General features: G+C 34.6%; 23 protein-coding genes. 19 read left to right on the forward strand and 4 right to left on the reverse strand.

The window, feature by feature from the left end:
* Nucleotides 1–6: 6 nt before the first annotated feature.
* Nucleotides 7–465, reverse strand: coding sequence for a ferrous iron transport protein A (locus IAE51_RS09720; RefSeq protein WP_003129762.1), 459 nt, complete (start codon nucleotides 463–465; stop codon nucleotides 7–9).
* 336 nt (nucleotides 466–801) lie between these two features.
* On the opposite strand from IAE51_RS09720, the gene msrB reads away from it, so the two are divergent.
* A complete protein-coding gene (gene msrB, locus IAE51_RS09725; protein WP_012897028.1) occupies nucleotides 802–1230 on the forward strand; it encodes a peptide-methionine (R)-S-oxide reductase MsrB in 429 nt (142 codons plus the stop codon).
* A gap of 129 nt (nucleotides 1231–1359) precedes the next feature.
* Here the strand turns inward: msrB and IAE51_RS09730 are convergent, their stop codons facing one another.
* The 3 genes from IAE51_RS09730 to rpmB form a co-directional block, all read right to left on the reverse strand.
* The gene (locus IAE51_RS09730; protein ID WP_003129765.1) at nucleotides 1360–3024 is read right to left on the reverse strand and encodes a DAK2 domain-containing protein; all 1665 of its coding nucleotides are present in this window, start codon (nucleotides 3022–3024) and stop codon (nucleotides 1360–1362) included.
* A complete protein-coding gene (locus IAE51_RS09735) occupies nucleotides 3024–3386 on the reverse strand; it encodes an Asp23/Gls24 family envelope stress response protein (RefSeq protein ID WP_025016601.1) in 363 nt (120 codons plus the stop codon). The genes IAE51_RS09730 and IAE51_RS09735 overlap by 1 nt, the downstream gene beginning before the upstream one ends.
* 278 nt (nucleotides 3387–3664) lie before the next feature.
* A complete protein-coding gene (gene rpmB / locus IAE51_RS09740; protein WP_003129776.1) occupies nucleotides 3665–3859 on the reverse strand; it encodes a 50S ribosomal protein L28 in 195 nt (64 codons plus the stop codon).
* A gap of 135 nt (nucleotides 3860–3994) precedes the next feature.
* Between rpmB and IAE51_RS09745 the strand changes: the two genes are divergently transcribed.
* The 18 genes from IAE51_RS09745 to IAE51_RS09830 all read left to right on the forward strand — a co-directional run bounded on the left by IAE51_RS09745 (nucleotide 3995) and on the right by IAE51_RS09830 (nucleotide 20972).
* Complete coding sequence (locus IAE51_RS09745; RefSeq protein ID WP_012897029.1) at nucleotides 3995–4654, forward strand: DUF1129 domain-containing protein; 660 nt, start codon at nucleotides 3995–3997, stop codon at nucleotides 4652–4654.
* 190 nt (nucleotides 4655–4844) lie between these two features.
* Complete coding sequence (gene rfbA, locus IAE51_RS09750) at nucleotides 4845–5714, forward strand: glucose-1-phosphate thymidylyltransferase RfbA (RefSeq protein ID WP_010905191.1); 870 nt, start codon at nucleotides 4845–4847, stop codon at nucleotides 5712–5714.
* A gap of 47 nt (nucleotides 5715–5761) precedes the next feature.
* A complete protein-coding gene (locus IAE51_RS09755; RefSeq protein ID WP_003129779.1) occupies nucleotides 5762–6052 on the forward strand; it encodes a hypothetical protein in 291 nt (96 codons plus the stop codon).
* Nucleotides 6053–6112: 60 nt separating this feature from the next.
* Entirely contained in the window at nucleotides 6113–6706 is a 594-nt protein-coding gene (locus IAE51_RS09760) for a dTDP-4-dehydrorhamnose 3,5-epimerase family protein (protein ID WP_010905193.1), read from the forward strand.
* Entirely contained in the window at nucleotides 6706–6960 is a 255-nt protein-coding gene (locus IAE51_RS09765; RefSeq protein WP_003129781.1) for a hypothetical protein, read from the forward strand. The genes IAE51_RS09760 and IAE51_RS09765 overlap by 1 nt, the downstream gene beginning before the upstream one ends.
* Before the next feature lie 41 nt (nucleotides 6961–7001).
* Nucleotides 7002–8054, forward strand: a complete 1053-nt coding sequence (rfbB, locus tag IAE51_RS09770; protein ID WP_033899140.1) for a dTDP-glucose 4,6-dehydratase — start codon at nucleotides 7002–7004, stop codon at nucleotides 8052–8054.
* Between the two features lie 85 nt (nucleotides 8055–8139).
* A complete protein-coding gene (rfbD, locus tag IAE51_RS09775) occupies nucleotides 8140–9039 on the forward strand; it encodes a dTDP-4-dehydrorhamnose reductase (RefSeq protein ID WP_200095286.1) in 900 nt (299 codons plus the stop codon).
* Between the two features lie 133 nt (nucleotides 9040–9172).
* Entirely contained in the window at nucleotides 9173–10381 is a 1209-nt protein-coding gene (cps2T, locus tag IAE51_RS09780) for a beta 1-4 rhamnosyltransferase Cps2T (protein WP_033899138.1), read from the forward strand.
* The gene (locus tag IAE51_RS09785) at nucleotides 10371–11309 is read left to right on the forward strand and encodes a glycosyltransferase family 2 protein (RefSeq protein ID WP_200095288.1); all 939 of its coding nucleotides are present in this window, start codon (nucleotides 10371–10373) and stop codon (nucleotides 11307–11309) included. The genes cps2T and IAE51_RS09785 overlap by 11 nt, the downstream gene beginning before the upstream one ends.
* Nucleotides 11310–12119 carry an ABC transporter permease gene (locus tag IAE51_RS09790; protein ID WP_023163671.1) on the forward strand — a complete coding sequence of 270 codons (810 nt, stop codon included), beginning with the start codon at nucleotides 11310–11312 and terminating at the stop codon, nucleotides 12117–12119.
* Between the two features lie 14 nt (nucleotides 12120–12133).
* Complete coding sequence (locus tag IAE51_RS09795; protein ID WP_023163672.1) at nucleotides 12134–13315, forward strand: ABC transporter ATP-binding protein; 1182 nt, start codon at nucleotides 12134–12136, stop codon at nucleotides 13313–13315.
* Between the two features lie 28 nt (nucleotides 13316–13343).
* Complete coding sequence (locus IAE51_RS09800) at nucleotides 13344–15386, forward strand: rhamnan synthesis F family protein (protein ID WP_282800179.1); 2043 nt, start codon at nucleotides 13344–13346, stop codon at nucleotides 15384–15386.
* Entirely contained in the window at nucleotides 15379–16731 is a 1353-nt protein-coding gene (locus IAE51_RS09805; RefSeq protein ID WP_033899129.1) for a DUF2142 domain-containing protein, read from the forward strand. Before IAE51_RS09800 ends, IAE51_RS09805 begins: the two co-directional genes overlap by 8 nt.
* A gap of 3 nt (nucleotides 16732–16734) precedes the next feature.
* On the forward strand, nucleotides 16735–17973 hold the full coding sequence (locus IAE51_RS09810) for a glycosyltransferase family 4 protein (protein WP_033899125.1): 1239 nt from the start codon (nucleotides 16735–16737) through the stop codon (nucleotides 17971–17973).
* A 71-nt stretch (nucleotides 17974–18044) separates the two neighbouring features.
* Complete coding sequence (locus tag IAE51_RS09815; RefSeq protein WP_233611056.1) at nucleotides 18045–18788, forward strand: glycosyltransferase; 744 nt, start codon at nucleotides 18045–18047, stop codon at nucleotides 18786–18788.
* A gap of 1 nt (nucleotide 18789) precedes the next feature.
* Nucleotides 18790–19518 (forward strand): glycosyltransferase family 2 protein, encoded by a 729-nt coding sequence (locus tag IAE51_RS09820; protein WP_023190028.1) that lies wholly within the window; start codon nucleotides 18790–18792, stop codon nucleotides 19516–19518.
* Nucleotides 19518–19916, forward strand: a complete 399-nt coding sequence (locus IAE51_RS09825; RefSeq protein WP_033899195.1) for a DUF2304 domain-containing protein — start codon at nucleotides 19518–19520, stop codon at nucleotides 19914–19916. The genes IAE51_RS09820 and IAE51_RS09825 overlap by 1 nt, the downstream gene beginning before the upstream one ends.
* A 9-nt stretch (nucleotides 19917–19925) precedes the next feature.
* Complete coding sequence (locus IAE51_RS09830; RefSeq protein ID WP_033899117.1) at nucleotides 19926–20972, forward strand: glycosyltransferase family 2 protein; 1047 nt, start codon at nucleotides 19926–19928, stop codon at nucleotides 20970–20972.
* The last annotated feature ends 75 nt before the right edge of the window (nucleotides 20973–21047 follow it).

The following is a 21047-nucleotide window of genomic DNA, read 5'->3' on the forward strand; positions in this document are numbered from 1 at the left end:
TGCTTACTATCGTTCAAGAACGACTTTGATTTTTTCAGCATCCGTCTTTCTCAAAGAGAGAGAATAGCCTCGAAGCCTAAGTTCAAGAGGGTCGCCAAGTGGTGCTAATTTTTGCAGATGAACACTTGTTCCTCGCGTAATGCCCATGTCCATCAAGCGGCGCCTGATATCAGACGTTGCGTCAATCATACGAACGACACCAGTTTGGCCAACTTGCAAGTGAGCTAAACCAATGATATCCTCGCTAGAACGTTCTTCTTTTACAAAAATTTGCTCTAAAAATTCAGAACTTAAAGCAAGGCGAGTTTCATCAATTTTGACAATTGCATTCTCGCCGTCAGTAGAAATTAGTGTTATTTTTTTATCGGAAATCATGCCTAAATCACGCAGTTTAGCTTGGTTTTTCCCAATAATTTTATGAATATAATAAATTTGCCCAATATGGGTATTGTTAAGAGTTTTCATTTTACCTCCCGGAATCAAATGATTACAGAAAATGTCAAGTACGTTTTACATTTATGATTATATCAAAATTTAAAGTACGATACAAGAATTTTCTGAAAAATAACAGTAACTTTTAATATTTAATAAATGGAGCTCCTAAAATCTTTAAGTACTTTCAATGGAAATCAATAGCGATTTTTGATAGGATGAATCATATCAGATGAGGACTTGTTTTGGACAAAAAAGTGCTTATTGACAGCCTAAATGTAAAGGTGTCAAGCCCTTTGTCAACCAAGTTTACACTAGTGTCAAAAAAGTTGACAGTCAATGGTCACATGTAGGAAAGGAAAATTGCTGATGGAAAAAGAAGAACTTAAAAAGAAATTAAGCCCACTTGCTTATCGGGTTACCCAAGAAAATGGGACAGAGGCCCCTTTTGCTAATGAGTTTGATGATTTCTTTGAAAAAGGATTGTATGTTGATGTTGTGAGTGGTGAAGCCCTATTTACAAGTTTAGATAAATATCAATCAGGCTGCGGTTGGCCAGCCTTTACACAACCGATTGATAAAGGAGTTGTCAAAGAAAAACGAGATAAATCTCTATTTATGGAACGTACAGAAGTTCGTTCTAGTAATGCTGACAGTCATTTGGGTCATGTTTTTACTGACGGCCCCCTAGATAAGGGAGGCTTGCGTTATTGTATTAATTCTGCCGCTTTGCGTTTCGTTCCTTTTGACCAATTAGAAGCAGAGGGTTATGGAGAGTACGTAAAATACTTTTCATAATTATATACACTCAATAAAAAAGTTACTGACAGAAATTTTAATCGATGAAAAATGATTCTGTCAGTAACTTTTTATAAAGCAAAAGAAAAATTCTGATGTTAACATCAGAATTTTTTTTATTTCTATATTTTACTCAACTGAGAAGAGATATGGGTAAACCGGTTGTTTTCCTTCGTGGATTTCAACTTCAATTTCAGGATATTTTTTCTCAAGTTCTTTAGCAATTTTGTCAGCATTGGCTTTTTTGCCTTCTTCACCAATATAAATCGCCACAATCTCACTATCTTCATCAATCATTTGGTCAAAGACAGCAAAGATTGCATCATTCATTTTTCGTGTTGAAACAACAATTTTGTTATTCAACATTCCAAGTGTATCTTTTTTATGAATTTCGATACCATCGACATTTGTATCACGAATGGCTGTTGTTACTGAACCTGATTTAACATCAAGAAGCGCATCAGTCATAGCGGCTTTATTTTCTTCAATTGAACGTGTAGGGTCAAAGCTCAAGAGTGCTGTAAATCCTTGAGGAACAGTGGCAGATTCAATCACTTCAACAGGAATTTCAGCAACTTCAGCAGCAGATTTTGCAGCCATAAAGATATTCTTGTTATTAGGTAAGATAATTACTTTTTCTGCGTTAACAGCTTCAATAGCAGTCAAAATATCTTCTGTCGAAGGATTCATTGTTTGACCACCAGAAACAACATGATTAACACCCATTTCACGGAAAATATCAGCTAAACCTTCACCAGCAGCAATAGCAATTAAGCCCCAGTCTTTTTTAGAAGTAGAAGTTGAAACATTTGTTGATTTTGCTTCTTTTTCAGCGACTCCTTCATTTTGCAGGCGCATATTGTCAACTTTAACTTTTACAAGACGTCCATATTTAAGTCCTTCTTGCATAACTAAACCAGGATCTTCTGTATGAACGTGGACTTTAACGACTTCCTCATCATCAACAACAAGAAGTGAATTCCCAATTCCTGCAAGATAAGCTTGGAAGTTATCGTGGTCGTAACTTTCACGAGAAGTTGGACCTTTACCGAGTTCAACCATGATTTCTGTACAATAACCAAATTTGATGTCCGCTGTTGAAGCATTGGCAACACTTTCGTGTTCAACATTAACCATACGGTCCATTGCGCCAAGTTCGGCAACAGGTGTTTCTGGTACGAATTCACCATTAAGCGCCATTAAAAAGCCTTCATAGATATAAACCAAACCTTGACCACCAGAGTCAACAACTCCAACTTCTTTAAGAACTGGGAGCATATCAGGAGTCATGGCAAGTGCTTTTTTAGCTCCTTCAAGTGCTGCTTCCATAATTTTAACAGCATCATCAGTTTCGTCAGTTTTGCGTTTTGCTAACTCAGCAGCACCACGAGAAACAGTTAAAATTGTCCCCTCAACAGGTTTCATAACTGCCTTATAGGCTACTTCGACCCCATTTTGAAGTGCAGCTGCAAGATGGATTCCATCAATTTCTTCGTAATCTTTAACATATTGAGCGAAACCACGGAAAAGTTGGCTTAAAATAACACCAGAATTTCCACGAGCCCCCATAAGAAGACCTTTTGAAAGAATTTGAGCCACTTGACCAACAGTATCAGCTGGTTTAGAAGCAACATCTTTTGCCCCATTTGTAATGGTCATGCCCATGTTTGTTCCTGTATCTCCATCGGGAACAGGGAAAACATTAAGCGAGTTAACATATTCGGCTTGTTCGTTCAAACGGCTTGCCGCTGCTTGAACCATTTCTTGAAATTTACTTGCATTAATATTTGACACTAATCTTCAACCACCTTCACATTTTGTACATATACGTTTACGCTACTGGCTGTGATGCCAAGTTGATTTTCGAGATTGAAACGAACACGTTCTTGAATATTTTTTGCAACTTCGCTAATTTTTACACCATAAGAAATGACAACATAAACATCGATAGAAGTTTCGTTGTCAGCAGTTGTAACGACAACTCCTTTAGAATAGTTTTCTTGACGCAAAACACTGCGAACATTATCTTTAACAGCAGATTTACTGGTCATGCCGACTACGCCGAAAATTTCAGTTGTAGATGCACCTACAACCGTTGCAATGACTTCGGTAGCAATATCGACATTCCCGTGTTGGTTGTTGATAGTAACACTCATTTTCATAGCTGTACCGTCGTCAATAATTTACAAATTTTTGTAAATAAAGAAAAATTGACTGACAAACGGCACTTTCCTCCATATTATTTAAATATCATTACTCATTTTATCATACTTTTATAAAATAAAACAGCTCTTTTGAACTGCTTTTTGAAATTTACCATTTGTCAGCGCTGACAGAGTTTGTTGGTAACAATTTTATTTACTGACAGAGCTGTCAGTAAATAAAAAACCCCGTCAGATGACAGGATATTTTTGTGTTTTGCAAAAAACAAAAATTATACGCGTTCTACGCCTGCTGGCAATTTCTTCAAAGCTTTAGCTGAAGCCCATACAGTTTTGAGTTCACCGTTTTCAAGAATTGTAACTTTTTGAAGATTTGGTTTAACTACACGTTTAGTTTGATTCATCGCGTGTGAACGGTTGTTACTTGAAACAGTCTTACGACCAGTAAAATAACATTCTTTAGACATGATATTTACCTCCCATTAGATTTTTATGTGCTTAAAAACAACATACTTGTTGATTATAACATTTTTCAAATAAAAAAATCAAGCTTTTGACTATTTTTGGCTGTTTTTTTTCACGCTTTCTGATAAAATGAGATTATGGAAAATTTAATCGAAGAACTTACTGCTAAAAATAAAGAATACATTCATTCGGTAACGAAACAACTGATTTTAGTTGGGAAATCAGATGAAGAAGTTAAAGAAATCTTGAATGACATTCTTCCGCAAATTATTGAAGGTCAAAAATCAGGAATTATTGCTCGTAAATTATTGGGAGCGCCAACTGAATTTGTTGCTCAATATCAACCAAAAGTTGCTGACAGACCTGTCAGTGAAAAAAATGAAAATCCAGTTTTGATGTGGCTTGATAGTAGCCTACTCTTTTTAGGATTTATTTCTCTTTTAAATGGAGTAACCGCACTTATCACTTCTAAGGCTCCGGTTTATGGCTTGATTACAACAATCTTGTCAGCGGCAGTTGCTGGTTTGGTAATGTATATGATGTATCGTTACTTTTATCGTCCTAAAGCGGATAACAGTCGTAGGACTTGGAATTGGAAAGGTTTTGCAGCAACCACTTTGTCAGTTCTCCTTTGGATTGCGGTAACCATCTTCTCTGGTCTTTTGCCAACATCAGTTAATTTGCAACTTCCCGCAATTGCTTTAGTTATTGTTGGACTTGTAGCCTTTGGAGTTCGTTGGCTCTTGAAACGTCAATTTAACATTCAATCTGCTTTGGTTGCTCAACCAAGAAGATAAAAAAGAAAGTCTCTGATTTTAGAGATTTTTTATTTATATAGGTAGAATCTTTTCATTAGCGTTTTAAAATAGTATCAGAAATGCCTATTTATCAACCTTTTATCCTCAAAATGACCACGGAGGGTTGTGTATTGATAAAAATTTTGTGTTATAATGTATATTGATTAATTATGATTATGGAGGTCCTTTGATGAAAGGGATTATTTTAGCAGGAGGGTCTGGAACACGACTTTACCCACTCACACGTGCTGCCTCAAAACAATTGATGCCTATTTACGATAAACCAATGATTTATTACCCATTGTCAACTTTGATGTTGGCTGGGATTAAAGACATTTTGATTATCTCGACACCAACAGATACCCCACGTTTTAAAGAGTTACTTCAAGACGGTTCTGAGTTTGGGATTAATCTGCAATATGCGGTACAACCATCACCAGATGGATTGGCTCAAGCTTTTATTATTGGTGAAGAATTTATTGGTGATGATTCAGTTGCGCTTATTTTAGGTGATAATATTTATCACGGACCTGGAATGTCTAAAATGCTCCAAAATGCAGCTGCAAAAGAAAAAGGAGCCACTGTTTTTGGTTATCATGTTCCTGATCCAGAACGTTTTGGTGTCGTTGAATTTGATGAAAACATGAATGCTGTTTCTATTGAAGAAAAACCAGAAGAACCTAAATCAAATTATGCAGTAACTGGTTTATACTTCTACGATAATGATGTTATTGAAATTGCCAAAAACATTGAACCTTCACCTCGTGGAGAGCTTGAAATTACTGACGTAAATAAAGCTTATCTTGAACGTGGCGATTTATCAGTTGAATTAATGGGCCGTGGTTTTGCTTGGTTAGATACTGGAACACATGAATCTCTCCTTGAAGCCGCACAATATATTGAAACAGTTCAACGGATGCAAAATATGCAAGTGGCAAACTTGGAAGAAATTGCTTATCGTATGGGTTATATTACAGCTGACGATGTTCTTAAATTGGCTCAACCGCTTAAGAAAAATGAGTATGGTCAATACTTGCTTCGTTTGATTGGAAAAGACTAAAAAGTCATTATTAAAGTAAAGTTGTCAAAGTACAAGAAGGACAATCAATGCTAAAAAATATTTGGGAATGGTTTTTGTGGTTTACTGGTGTGACTGACGCAGGTTGGTCAGCGTGGTGGGGCGGATTTTTCAGCTGTTTGCCACTTTTTGGTGTCTTTGCTGTTGTTTGGCGAAGACTAAAATGTCATGCACCAGGTTGTCATCGAATTGGACTTCATCGCACAGCTGATGGACTTTATGTTCTTTGTCGAAAACATCATCCAGATGTACCTAATAACCTAACGCTCGAACACATTCAAAAATCACACGTCAATGCAAAAGCGAAAAAAGATAAGTGACTGAATGAAGTTAGCGTTGTTCTTGAATAAACTTTGAAAATAGTGATTAGAAAGAAAAATATGACTGATAATTTTTTTGAAAAAACATTGGCTGCACGAGAAATCAGCCAAATTCCTGGAATGTTAGAATTTGATATCCCAGTTCATGGTGATAATCGTGGATGGTTTAAAGAAAATTTCCAAAAAGAAAAAATGATGCCACTTGGCTTTCCAGAAAGCTTCTTTGCCGAAGAAAAATTACAAAACAATGTAAGTTTTTCTCGTAAAAATGTTTTGCGTGGCCTCCACGCTGAACCTTGGGATAAGTATATTTCTGTCGCTGATGGCGGAAGTGTTTTAGGCGCATGGGTTGATTTACGTGAAGGAGAAAATTTCGGCCATGTTTATCAAACTGTGATTGATGCAAGTAAAGGAATTTTTGTTCCACGTGGTGTGGCTAATGGATTCCAAGTTTTGTCTGACACAGTTTCTTATAGCTATTTAGTTAATGATTACTGGGCACTTGAACTTAAACCTAAATACGCTTTTGTGAATTATGCTGACCCAACTTTGGGAATTAAGTGGGAAGATGTTGAAAATGCTGAAGTTTCTGAAGCTGATAAAAATCATCCATTATTAAAAGATGTAAAAGCTTTGAAGGCTGATGAACTCTAATGTTTGCTTTACATTTACGAACTAAAAAACGTTTAGAATTTTGGCAAGTTGAAAAAAATACTGACAGACCAAGCTGGGCCAATCAGGCATTTACTGACGGGGGCTTTTCTTGGAATGATAAATCGCTGTCAGTAAAAAATGTCGGTGGTTTACTCAAAATGACAGTCCCTATTGGCGATTATTTGGTCTTCAATGGAAAATATTTAAAAGCTGTACCAAAAGCAAAATTTGTCAGAGAATATCGAGTGGATTAATTTTCAAGATTTACTAATAAATAATCAAAAAAGGAAAAAACATGACTGAATTTAAAAATATCGTTGTAACAGGTGGAGCAGGATTTATTGGCTCAAACTTTGTACACTATGTTTATAACAATCATCCAGACGTGCATATCACAGTTTTGGATAAATTAACTTATGCAGGAAATGTTAATAACATTAACATGTTATTTGACAGTGGACGTGTCGAACTTGTTGTTGGCGACATTGCAGACCCTGAAATTGTTGATCAAGTAGCTTCTAAAGCAGACGCAATTGTTCACTATGCAGCTGAAAGCCATAATGATAATTCTTTGAAATCTCAAGATGAATTTATCCAAACAAACTTTATCGGAACTTATACGTTGATTCAAGCGGCTCGTAAATATGATTTACGTTTCCACCATGTTTCTACTGATGAAGTTTATGGTGATTTGCCTTATCGTGAAGATTTGCCAGGTCATGGCGAAGGTGAAGGTGAAAAATTTACTGACAAAACACCTTACAATCCATCAAGCCCTTACTCTTCAACTAAAGCGGCTTCTGATTTGATTGTTCGTGCTTGGGTCCGTTCATTTGGGCTTAAAGCAACAATTTCAAACTGCTCAAATAACTACGGACCTTTCCAACACATCGAAAAATTTATTCCTCGTCAAATTACTAATATTCTTTCAGGAATCAAACCAAAACTTTACGGTGATGGTAAAAACGTTCGTGACTGGATTCATACAGAAGACCATTCATCAGGTGTTTGGACAATTTTGACTAAAGGTCGTATGGGTGAAACTTATCTTATCGGTGCAGACGGTGAAAAAAATAACAAAGAAGTTCTTGAAGATATTTTGACTCGTATGGGCAAAGATAAAGACGATTATGACCGTGTAACTGACCGTGCTGGACATGACCTTCGTTACGCGATTGATAATAGTAAATTACGTACAGAACTTGGTTGGACTCCAAAACATACTGACTTTGAATCTGGTTTGCAAGCGACAATCGACTGGTATCGTGAAAACGAAAACTGGTGGAAAGCTGAAAAAGAAGCTGTTGAAGCAAAATATGCTGAAACACAAAAAGTTTTGGATAAATAAAATAAATTCCAATTATATTATCTAAAAGTTACTGACAGTAATAATGAAAAAATCTGTCAGTAAAAAATTAAAGATTGGAGAACAAATGATTTTAATAACAGGTGGAAATGGACAACTTGGAACAGAGTTGCGTCATTTACTTGATGAACGTGGCATAGCTTATACAGCAACAGATGCTAAAGAACTCGATATTACTGACGGCGTCGCTGTTGATAAATTCTTTGATGAAAATAAACCTGAACTTGTCTATCATTGTGCGGCTTATACAGCTGTTGATAAAGCTGAAGACGAAGGTCGTGAACTTGATGAAAAAATCAATGTTGATGGAACTAAAAATGTAGCCGAAGCGGCAGCACGTGTTGGGGCAACACTTGTTTATATTTCAACTGACTATGTTTTTGGCGGAACTTTGCCAATTGGCCAAGAGTGGCCAGTTGATGCACCAAAAGCTCCTGAATCTGAATATGGACGGACGAAACATCTTGGTGAAGAAGCAGTTGTGGCTTCTGGTGTAAAACATTACATCATCCGTACTGCTTGGGTTTTTGGTTCTTATGGACCAAACTTTGTCTTCACAATGCAAAACTTGGCGACACGTTTTCCAGAATTAACCGTTGTTAATGATCAACACGGCAGACCAACTTGGACACGTACACTTGCTGAATTTATGGTTTATTTGGTTAATGAAAAAGCTGATTTTGGTTTTTATCATCTAACAAACGATGCTGCGCCTGGTGAAGATGTGACTTGGTTTGATTTTGCCAAAGAAATCTTGAAAGACACAGATGTGCTTGTTAAACCTGTGGATTCAAGCAAATTCCCGGCAAAAGCAAAACGTCCATTTAATTCAACAATGAGTCTTGAAAAAGCAAAAGCGACAGGTTTTGTCATTCCAACATGGCAAGAAGCTTTAACAAGTATGCTTGAAAAAGGCGATTTGCGTGAAAATAAAGATGGCGTAAAAGGCGAAATTAACAAAAAATAATGACACTGTCATTAAAATAAACTAATTGAAAATTCTGTCAGCGACCTGCAAAAGCTCGTCAGTACTGACAGAATTCTCATTTTGAGAGGCTGAAATAATCACTAAATAAATTTTAGTGAGTAAAAGGAACAACATGAAAAAACACGTTTTTATCATTGGTAGCCGTGGCTTACCAGCGAAATATGGAGGGTTTGAAACATTTGTTGAAGAACTCGTCAAACATCAAAATAATAAAAATATAAAATATCATGTAGCTTGTCAAAGTGAGAATTCAGACATGGCACTACCTGGAGAACATTTTGAGTATCTTGGAGCAGATTGTTTTGTAATTAAGTTACCCAAAATTGGTTCAGCACGTGTGATTGCTTATGATATTTTAGCCATTAATGCGGCACTTAAATATTGTAAAAAAGAAGAAATCAAAGCGCCTATTTTTTATATTCTTGGGAATACAGCAGGTGGATTTATTGGCCATTATGCTAATAAAATCCATAAACTTGGTGGAAAATTATTTGTCAATCCTGATGGATTGGAATGGAAAAGAACCAAGTGGGCAGCACCAATTCGTTCTTATTTGAAATTTGCTGAGAAAAAAATGGTGCGATATGCTGATTTGATTATTTCAGATAACGCAGGAATTAAAGAATATTTAACAAGTGAATATGGACAAGTTGAATCAGAAGTGATTGCTTATGGAACAGAAAAGTTCAAGTCCGATTTGACAGAATCAGAAACTCTGGTAAAATATAAAGTTAATGATTATTATTTGATTGTAGGACGCTTTGTGCCTGAAAATAATTATGAAACGCTAATTAGAGCCTTCATGAAAAGTTCAACAAAACGAGACCTTGTGATTATTACTAATCACGAAGGCAATGCTTACTTCAAAGAATTGCGCGAAAAAACGCAATTCGACAAGGATGCACGAATTAAATTTGTTGGAACAGTCTATAATCAAAACGAATTGAGATATATTCGTGAACATGCCTTTGCTTATTTACATGGTCATGAGGTAGGGGGGACAAATCCTGGATTGCTTGAGGCCATGTGGTCAACAGCGGTCAATGTTGTCTTAGGAGTCAATTTCAACCGGACGACAGCAGGCGATTCCGTCATTTATTTTGACAAGGAAAATTTACTGACAACTTTGTCAGAAGTTGAAAATTTGACCCCAGATGAAGGTCAAAGATTACACGAAAAAGCTCAGGCAATTATCGAAGAAAAATATACTTGGGAGCATATTTGTGCTCAATATGAGGACCTTTTCGCTCCAAAGTTTACTGATGAGTCTGAGCCTTTAAGAAAAATGGAGAACCTAGCCAGAGGCGGAGATGAGAGTTAATATTTTAATGTCAACCTACAACGGCGAGAAGTTCGTCGCTGATCAGATTGAGAGTATTCAAAAACAAACTTATACTGACTGGAATTTAATTATTCGTGACGATGGTTCAAGTGATAGAACCTGCGAAATTGTTGATGATTTTGTCAGTAAAGACAACAGAATTAAATTAATTCGAGCTGAAAATGTTGGGGTGATTAAATCCTTTCATGAGCTTGTAACAGATAATAACAATGCTGACTTCTATTTTTTTGCTGACCAAGATGACTATTGGTTGCCAGAGAAGCTGTCAGTAATGCTAGAAGAAACTAAGAAACATGATAATAGTAAACCGGTTATGTATTATACAGATTTGAAAGTTACTGACAGAAACCTTAATGTGACTTCGGAATCCATGATACGCAGTCAGTCTGAGCATGCAAATACAAAGCTTGTTCAAGAATTGACCGAAAATACGGTCACAGGTGGAGCGAGTATGATTAATCATGAGCTTGCACAACTTTGGCAAAGCACAAATGATATTATTATGCATGATTGGTATTTGGCAATAGTAGCAGCTGCACTCGGTGAGTTGGTTTATATTGACCAACCTACTCATCTTTATCGTCAACACGATTCTAATGTTTTGGGGGCAAGAACCCTCTCAAAACGGATAAAAAAATGGATACACCCAAACTTTTGGTTTGAAAAATATTGGTGGCTCATTACAGCCAGTCAAAAACAAGCTCAAAAATTACTGACAGAAAATTTGTCACTAATGTCGGAAGCTGATAGAGCACTTGTCAGTGATTATGTCAATATTTTAAAACAACCCAAAGCAGAGCGTCGACAAATTCTTGATCGATACAATTTACGTAAAAATAAAAATTATCATACAAGAATCTTTCGCACACTTATCATCACAAAATTTGCATATAAAGGAAAAAAATAAATGAATTTCTTCAGCCGTAGAAATCAAATTCTACTTAAAGAGCTTGTTAAAACTGACTTTAAATTAAGGTATCAAGGATCTGTTATTGGATACTTATGGTCAGTTTTGAAACCTATTTTACTCTTTGTAATTATGTACTTAGTGTTTGTACGTTTTATGAGATTTGGAGCGAGTACCCCCCACTTTGCTGTAGCACTTTTACTAGGGATTACGGTTTGGAATTTCTTTGGTGAAGCGACAAATGTTGGAATGTTATCCATTGTCAGTAGAGTCGATTTATTAAGAAAGGTCAATTTTTCGAAACCTGTCATTATCTTCTCGGTAGTTATAAATGCTTTGATTAATCTTATTATTTCTCTTATTGTTGTTTTGGGATTTGCAATTATCAATGGTGTTTCTTTTAGTTGGAATATCATTTTTGTTGTCCCTTTACTTATTGAATTGATTCTGTTTACTACCGGATTAGCTTTTATTTTATCAACATTATTTGTATATTTCCGTGATTTAGGACCAATTTGGGAAGTAATAATGCAAGCAGGATTTTATGGAACCCCAATTATCTACCCAATCACACAAATTTCCACAAACCATTTATTTGTTGCAAAAATTCTCATGCTTAATCCAATGGCTCAAATTATTCAGGACTTGCGCTATATCTTGACTTTTAGTAACAATACAAATCCAACACTTTGGCAACTTTGGGATCACTCTTGGGTTATTATACTTCCATATCTTATACCAATTTTCGTTTTTGCTTTTGGATATTGGTTTTTCATGAAGCATGCGAACAAGTTTGCTGAAATTATTTAATAAGGAGCTAAAAAATGTCTGAAATTGCAGTAAAAATAGATCATGTCAGTAAATATTTTCGACTCCCTACCGAAAGTTCAACAAGTCTTCGTACTACCTTAATCAATAGGCTCCGTGGAGTCAAGGGATATAAAGAACAACACGTATTAAAAGATATAAACTTTGAAGTAGAAAAAGGGGATTTTTTTGGTATCGTAGGTCGAAATGGTTCCGGAAAATCAACACTTTTAAAAATTATTTCACAAATATATACGCCAGAAAAAGGAAATGTGACTGTTAATGGCAAGCTAGTCAGTTTTATTGAACTTGGTGTAGGGTTTAATCCAGAACTTACTGGACGTGAAAATGTATTTCTTAATGGAGCTATGCTAGGCTTTTCTCCAGAAGAAATTGGTGAAATGTATGATGAAATTGTTGAATTTGCTGAACTTAGTGAATTTATGAATCAAAAATTAAAAAATTATTCCAGTGGAATGCAAGTTCGACTGGCATTTTCTGTTGCCATAAAGGCAAAAGGAGATATTCTTGTTCTCGACGAGGTCTTGGCTGTTGGGGATGAAGCTTTTCAACGCAAATGTAATGAATTTTTTGTTGAAACCAAAAAAGATAAGTCAAAAACAGTTATTTTAGTGACGCATGATATGAGCGCTGTTCAACGTTATTGTAATAAAGCAGTTTATATTTCGGATGGCTTTGCAGCTGAAAATACAGATGTTCAACATGTAACAAATTTGTACTCAGCTGATAATTTGAAAGTAACTCAGCATGCTGAACATGATGCTCTAGCTGATAGAGTTTGGTTAACTACTGATTCTAAGACTTTATTAACAAAAACAAGTGACAAGTTATCTTTTACTGTACATTTTGAAGCAAACTCAGAGCAGACCAAAGCAGAAAAAAGACTTTATCTATCATATTTTCTTTATGATGCTACCCGAGGGGGAGCGGCTTATGAATCCCCAGCACAAGAAGTTAAAATTGGCGAGAGTGTTTCTGCAGAAATTCCGATGGAAAATTTTCATAATACAGAGTTTCAGTTAGGGGCGACGCTTCGTAAAGATCCATCCGATTGGGAAAATGATAACCCATTATCTCAAACTGAGGTTATAGCGGTGACTCAACCTGGTGAGGATATTCGATTTATCTATCGTAACCCTGAAGATAAAGAGGCAGCTAGTCTTCTGAAAACGCTCTGAAACAATAAAAGGAAAGGAGGTAGAAACAGTGCCAACAAATCTTGAACGAATGAAATATGTTTTAACTAAAAATCCGGGACTATTGGTTAAAGCGCCAGGCAAAATCTTGCGGAAGACTCAGAAACATTTTCATCCATTAAAAAGTTTACAGCTGCAAATAAATAAAAATAAACGTAAAAAGACTCGTCGATTAAATAATTATGAAAATCCTAAACGGGTATTAATTTATGTAATTTATGAAGATCAACCTCAACTACAATCTTACAAATTATTTTTCTTAAAAGCTCTCGCAGACCTTTCTGATAAAGTTTTAATTGTTTTAAATAGCACTCTTGCTGATACTGATGTTAAAAAGTTAGAAGAATTTGGTCAGGTAATCAGTAGAGAGAATACAGGTTATGATACAGCTGCGTTTCGCCATGGAATCTTACTTTTAAAAGATGAATTAGCGAACTTTGATGAACTACTTTTGGTTAATGATACCAATGTTGGCCCAATGAAGGATCTATCAGCAGTTTTTCAAAAAATGTCTACTCAAAAATTAGATTTTTGGGGGATATCTTATGGTGAAAAACAAGCAGATTTCACAGGTTTTAATCCCTATGGTGCAATCCATGAACACCTCCAATCCTATTTTTTAGTAATTGAAAAAAACATGTTCCAAACCCCTGAGTTTTTACAGTATTGGGAAAATTTATCTGATACAGATTCTCGGAATAAAGCAATTGGAAAACATGAAACGGTTTTCACCAAATATTTTTCGGATTTAGGTTTTATTCATGGGGCAGTTGCTGGGAATAATGAAGATTCTGCTATGTATATCCATCCATTAACAATGCTCAAAAAATTTGATGTTCCGCTAGTTAAGTACACAGCGTTTTCAAATGATACAGATGATAAGTTTGCATGGCAAGGATTAGAAAGAAAAACAGAAGTACCTGATTTAATTAATTATATTAAAAATGAAACAGAGTTTCCAAAAGAAATTCTTGATGAGGTAATTAACACCATTAAACATGCTCCTCATCCTGAACACATTTTAATAATAGATGGAGTTGAAAATCAAATTCCGCAATGTACTAGATATCGTGTCATTAATAAAGCCGAACAGCTCCGAAGTTTCGGTCATGATGTTTGGACTGTTAATGCAAGTGATTTTCAAATGGGCTACGCAGAATACGCGAGTCAGATTATCATTTATCGTACCCCTTATAGTGAACAATTTAAGAAATTGGTTGAACTAGCTCATAAATATAACAAACCTGTTTTCTATGATATTGATGACTTGGTCTATGATACTAGTTATACAGATCAACTAGAATACGTAAAAACATTAGGCAAACAAGAGAAAGAAGCCTATGACTCGGGTGTAAGAAGTTATGGTAAATTAATGAAGGTATGTGATGCTTTTATTACCTCAACAACTGATTTAAAAAATGAGTTATCAAAATTAGGAAAACCAGTTTATCTTAACCGTAATTTAGCAAGCGAAGAGCTAATATCAATCAGCAAACAAGCCATCACTAAAAATATCAAAGATAAGAAAAAAATAAAAATTGGATATTTTTCAGGTTCAATTACACATAATGAAAACTTTGATTTAATTAGGTCTGCTATTCTAAAGATTTTAAAAGAGTTCCCTCAAACAGAACTACATTTAGTAGGCCATTTGACAATTCCTGATGAAATGAAACGCTACAAAGAGCAACTTGTCATTCATGATTTCGTAGATTGGACTCTTTTGCCTTCTTTGGTTTCAGATATGGATATTAATCTTGCGCCACTAGTTGATACCGTGTTTAACCGAGCAAAATCTGAAATTAAATGGTTAGAAGCATCTTTAGTAGGTGTCGCTACAGTAGCGAGTGATATAGGAAGTTTTTCTGATATCATAACCAATGGAACCACAGGAGTTCTAGTAGCTGATGGCATGTGGTATGAACAGTTGAGGGATTTAGTTAATAATAAAACTAAATTGGAAGTTTTAGGTATTAATGCTAAAAGAAAAGCGATTAGTACTTATAAAACAACGAAACATAAGGATGAATTTATAGAGGCAATTCATGGCTAAGTTAAAAAATATCAAAATTACTACTCTTTTTGTCAGTTTTTCATTATTTTTTGGTTTGATAGCAGCTATAATTATGCCGGTTGCTTCCGTACCTGATGAAACTTATCATTTTAATATAAGTTTTAATGAGTTTCTTAGCAATAAAGAGATGGAGAAAAATGTTGCAAATACCCCATCTAAGCAACGACTTTTAGGGGCTGAAGACTTATTTGCTATTCGAGATACATCAGTCGCTGGTAGTGCAGATGATTTATTTAAACTTAGCTTTACACGTAAAGTGGAAGTTTTAGAACAGTCCCATTTTCGAATTAAATTTAATAAAGAGAGCCTGCTACATCTTCCCCAAGCTTTGGGAGTTTTACTTGGATACCTGATCTACCCAAGTTATGGTTTAATGTTTTTTTTAGGAAGAGTATTTAACTTACTTTTTTATATAGGATTGATTTATATTGCAATTAAAAAAGCGGCTTTCGGGAAGCTCCCTATAAGCGTAATTGCTCTCTTTCCTATTACTATTCAGCAAGCAGCCTCACTCTCTTATGATACAACACTTTTTGTAACTGTATTTCTTGTATTTTCATTAATGACAAGAATTTGGTCAGGACAACATAAAATTTCTTGGAAGTGGGTAATCTACTTTCCTTTAATTTTATTAGGGTTTTATTTGACGAAAAAATCTGCATTAATTTTATTATCCCTACTGTTGACACTCCCCACAACATTCTTTAATAATAAAAAAATCCAGACTTTGAGTCATCGTTTTTGGAGCTTTTGGAATAAGCGCAAATGGTTAGTCCTACTTGTATTAGTTATTGGAAGTTTTGTAATATTTCGTTTTCTCTTTCAATCTCACGGAGGTTTTGTGAGATGGGCACACATTATGTTTAATACTTATTTTGCAACGTGGATGAACGGAAATTTAGATCCTATAATTGTATCAGGTATGGTAGGAGCCTTTAGTGCGTTCAGTTATCGTTTACCAGAATGGCTCATTATCCTGACTTTTGTTATTTTGTCATGGCTGATGCTAAGTGATAAAAAAGTAAAAATAGATAATCGAGTAATTTTCATCAGTAGTTGTATTTTTGTCTTTAATATACTTCTTACTGGAACTATGATGTATCTTGGCTGGACTGGTGGGAAAGGGAACGTGAGTATTGGTGAGCAAGGACGATATTATACACCATTTCTAATTTATTTACTTCCGCTTTTCATGAAAATTTCTGAGAAAGTAAAAGTAGAAATAACTGGAACTTATCGAAAATTAATGGCTTTTGGATTATGTTTTGTAAATTTATCACTATTCATTATATTGACGATTGTGTTCTGGTTTTCAAAAGGTTAATTTATGAAAAACATTTTATTTGTTTCCCCAACGGGTACACTAGATAATGGGGCAGAAATTTCGATATTTGAGTTGCAAAAGCAGCTTAAATCACAAGGCTTTAACGTTGTAAACGTGACTCAAGCCTCAGGAGATAAACCCTATATAGAAGCTTTTGAAAAAGCTGGTATTAAAAATTATATGTTAAATGCGGTAAAGTGGTGGTGGGAAGATGCACCTGGTCCTATCCAAGGAACTGAAAGGGAACTTTATCACTATTATCGCGAACATCTTAATAAAATTAAAAAAATTGTTGACGAAGAAAAAATTGATTTAATAGTTACAAATTCTGTAAACATGTTCCAAGGAGCTTTAGTCGCAGCAATTAAAAAAATTCCACATTTTTGGATTATTCACGAATTTCCAGAAGGTGAATTTTCATATTATTTAGACAAACTGGATTTTATTAATGAATACTCAACAGAAATTTTTGCTGTTCAAGGACGCCTCCAAGAAAAACTACAAAATTTAATCCCCAATCGTAAAATCTATGGTTTTTATCCTTATACCCAAACCACAAATGAAAATTTACGAGAAGGAGATAAAACTCGTCTTATATCAGTAGGGAGATTAACAGAACGTAAAAATCAACTGGAATTAATTGAAGCTTTTCATAGATTAGATGATCCAGAAGTTGAATTAGTACTAATCGGAAACTTTGATAAAGATTATAAAGAAAAAGTTGTCAACTTTATTAAAGAAAATAAAATTAAAAACATAACTCTCGCTGGTCCCAAAGCTCAACCATGGTCAATGGTAACAGACAAAGATATTTTCATTGGTCCATCAAAAATGGAAACCTTTGGATTAGTTTATGTAGAGGCTTTACTACATGGAGTTCCGAGCATTGTTTCAAGTAACCCAGGTCATCTGTCAGCATATGATATTTTTGGGTTCGGGCAATTTTATGATAGTGGCAACGTGAATCAACTAACAAAATTAATTTCAAATACCTTGAATGCTTTTGATTTAGAAAAACAAAAGTCTTTATCAGTTTTGAAGGATATTAAAGCAATTTATTCAGTAGAAAATGCTTATCAAGAAGTTATAAAACTTTTAGAAGTAAATTACGATTTAAATAATCAGAGTATTAGGCATTTGGAAAAAATATTGACAACTAATGATAATAACTCTGAAAGTTTTATTGCGAAAGCTAAATACATGATTAAAAACGTGCTCATTAAAATGAGGATATTACGATGAAGTTGACAATCTGTCTAGTTGCATATAGTACAAAATATACTGAAACTGTAAGTTACAAGCAACTAAATAATATGAAAAGTTCTATTAAAGAATCTCTAAATGTTATTATCTTTGATAATGGTTCAATTGATTTTTCAAGTGAAAAAAAACCAAATGACTTTTCGTCTATTGTATATTATTATAATCAAGATAATGAAGAACGTGGGACACGAATAGCCTACCAATATGCTTTACGAGAAACAAAAGATGAGTGGTTTATGCTGTTAGACGATGATACAAGGATAACGGAAACCTATATATACAAAGTATTTGAAGACTTAGGGCGCTCACAAGTCAGTGCTATTTGTCCACAAATTTTTGATAAAGAAATCCAAATATCTCCTACATCTAGTGAAACAATAAAGAATTTGAAGTATCCTAAAAAAGCTGGCAACTACGATGAAGATATTACTGGTATTTCTAGTGGGCTTGTCTTATCAAAATTATTCATGACAAAAATAGGAGGATTTACTAACGAATTTCCCCTTGACTATCTAGACCATTGGATTTTTTGGCAATTAAGAAAACATCATCAAATTATTCAAGTGATTGATGAGAAGATTTATCATCAACTTTCAGTACAACGTCTAGAAGAATTATCAAAATCAAGATTTGTCAAAATTTTTACAGCAGAATACTACTACTATAAAAACTATCAGCCCGAGCATCTCTACTCAATTAGAAAGAAATATGTTAGAATGATAGTTAAAGGTTGGCTTAAGGGGGATACTTTCCCTGCAAAGGCACTCATAAAAATAATACTAGGAAAGAAATAAAATGGTAGAACCAAAAATATTATTAATTATACCAGCTTATAATGAATCCGAGGGAATTACGCAAGTTGTTCAAAAGGTTGAACAATATCGCATAAAATCAAAATATATGATTGATTATATTGTTATCAATGATGGTTCTACGGACAACGAAGAAGAAATACTTAGAAAAAATGAAATTAATCATGTTGAATTGATTCAAAATCTAGGTATTGGAGGAGCAGTGCAGACAGGATATAAGTATGCATTGGAAAAGGGCTATGACATTGCTATCCAGTATGATGGAGATGGACAACATGATATTGAAAGCCTTCCCTGTCTGATTGAACCATTGTTGAGCGGAGTAGCAGATTTCACAGTGGGTTCACGTTTCCTAGAAGATAGTAATTCAGAATTTCAGTCCTCAACTACAAGGCAGGTAGGAATTAGAATATTATCTGCTTTAATATTCATGACTTCAAAAATAAGAATAAAAGACGTTACAAGTGGATATAGAGCAGCAAATAAGAAAGTCATTTCACAGTTTGTGGGTCGCTATCCAAGTCAATATCCTGAACCTGAGAGTTATATGCATTTGTTTGCAAAAAACATTCGTGTAAAAGAGGTGGGAGTGCGTATGTTTGAAAGAGAAACCGGGACATCTAGCATTAATTTATTTAAAGGAATGAGCTATATGATAAGTGTATCTCTTGCTATACTTTTTTCTGCAATTATGGGAGGTAAGAAATCATGATGCCATTACCATTAAGGATTTTAGCCATTATATTGGCCGTTCTCTTTTTCATCTATACCATCCGACTTATTCGCAAAAATCTTGCTGAAGTTCGGCACATGTTGAAATGGTTTATTCTTGCACTAGTTATATTATTTGGTGCAATTTTTTCAGAATTTGCGGCAAAAATCGCTTATGCTTTAGGGGTGACAACGTTAACTTCCTTTGCACTTTTTGTGTTGGTTGGAATGCTTCTTGTTATTTCAATACGCTATCAAATCTCTCTAATAGCAGCAGAAAAGCAAATTAAAACACTGATTCAAGAAGTTTCGTTATTGCGTAAAGATATGAAAGACACAGAACTAGGCAATAATGAAACAAAGAAAAAAGTAAGCCACATAAATAAAACTTTGGAGTAAAATAATCAAGTGAGTAAAATTTTAACAGTAACAATACCTTCGTATAACACAGAAAAGTACATCGATGAATGTCTACCATACCTTATTGATGAACGGATTATCTCAGATATTGAGATTTTAATCGTTAGTGATGGGTCAAAGGATAATACAGTATCTGTTGCACAAAAATGGGCAGATAAATATCCTGACTCAATTCGTGTAATTGATAAAGAAAACGGAGGACACGGTTCAACTATAAATCGTGGGATCTTAGAAGCAACTGGTAAATATTTTAAAGTAGTAGACGGAGACGATTGGGTTGTAACAGAAAATTTTGTCAAGCTGGTTGAATTCCTTAAAAAATCTGATGTAGATCTTATTAATAATCCCTATTTTGAACATGATGAGGTAACAGCAGAAAAAAAACTTATGATGGAATTAAAAATTCCGGCAAATCATATTATGGATCATGAGGAGATTATCGGAGAAATCAAAATTCCGCCCATGCATACAATTACATATAGAACTTCAATTTTGAAAGATAATGATATAAAAATTGATGAAAAAATGTTTTATGTTGACGTTGAGTATATTTGTTATCCATTACCTTTTGTAAAGAAATCAGTTTATTTGGATTATCCAGTTTATGTCTACCGTACAAACTCAGGGACACAATCCATGGCAATTGGTAACATGGTAAAAAATAGAACGATGCATTTAAAAATGACAAAACATATTTGGAATTTCATAAAAAATCTTCCTAAAAATTCATCAAATTCAGTGAAAAAAGTGTTAATTCAGCGCTTCTCAGAATTGATTTTTGCTCAATATGTAATTAACCTTTCAATCCCTGATAAAGTTGAGAGAAAAACTGAAACGAGTGATTTTACATCATATTTAAAGACTGAAGGAATTCTAGAAATTCCAGAAGTTCTAAACTTGTCTAAGCTGGTGATTCGTACTAATGGTGGCGTGATCGTACCAGGGGTAAAGCTGAGAAATATGCTGCAAAATCAGAAAGCTTGGAGAGGTGTAGAGCGAGCTTTACTGACAACTTTAAAAAGAATGAGAAATTAAATATTTACCTTAATATGTTTAATTCTCGTGTTTTAGAGTGACTAAGATTTGCTGCTCTAAAAGACTCATGTAGTA

It is taken from the genome of Lactococcus sp. S64, from assembly GCF_016516525.1.
Lineage (GTDB): Bacteria > Bacillota > Bacilli > Lactobacillales > Streptococcaceae > Lactococcus > Lactococcus lactis.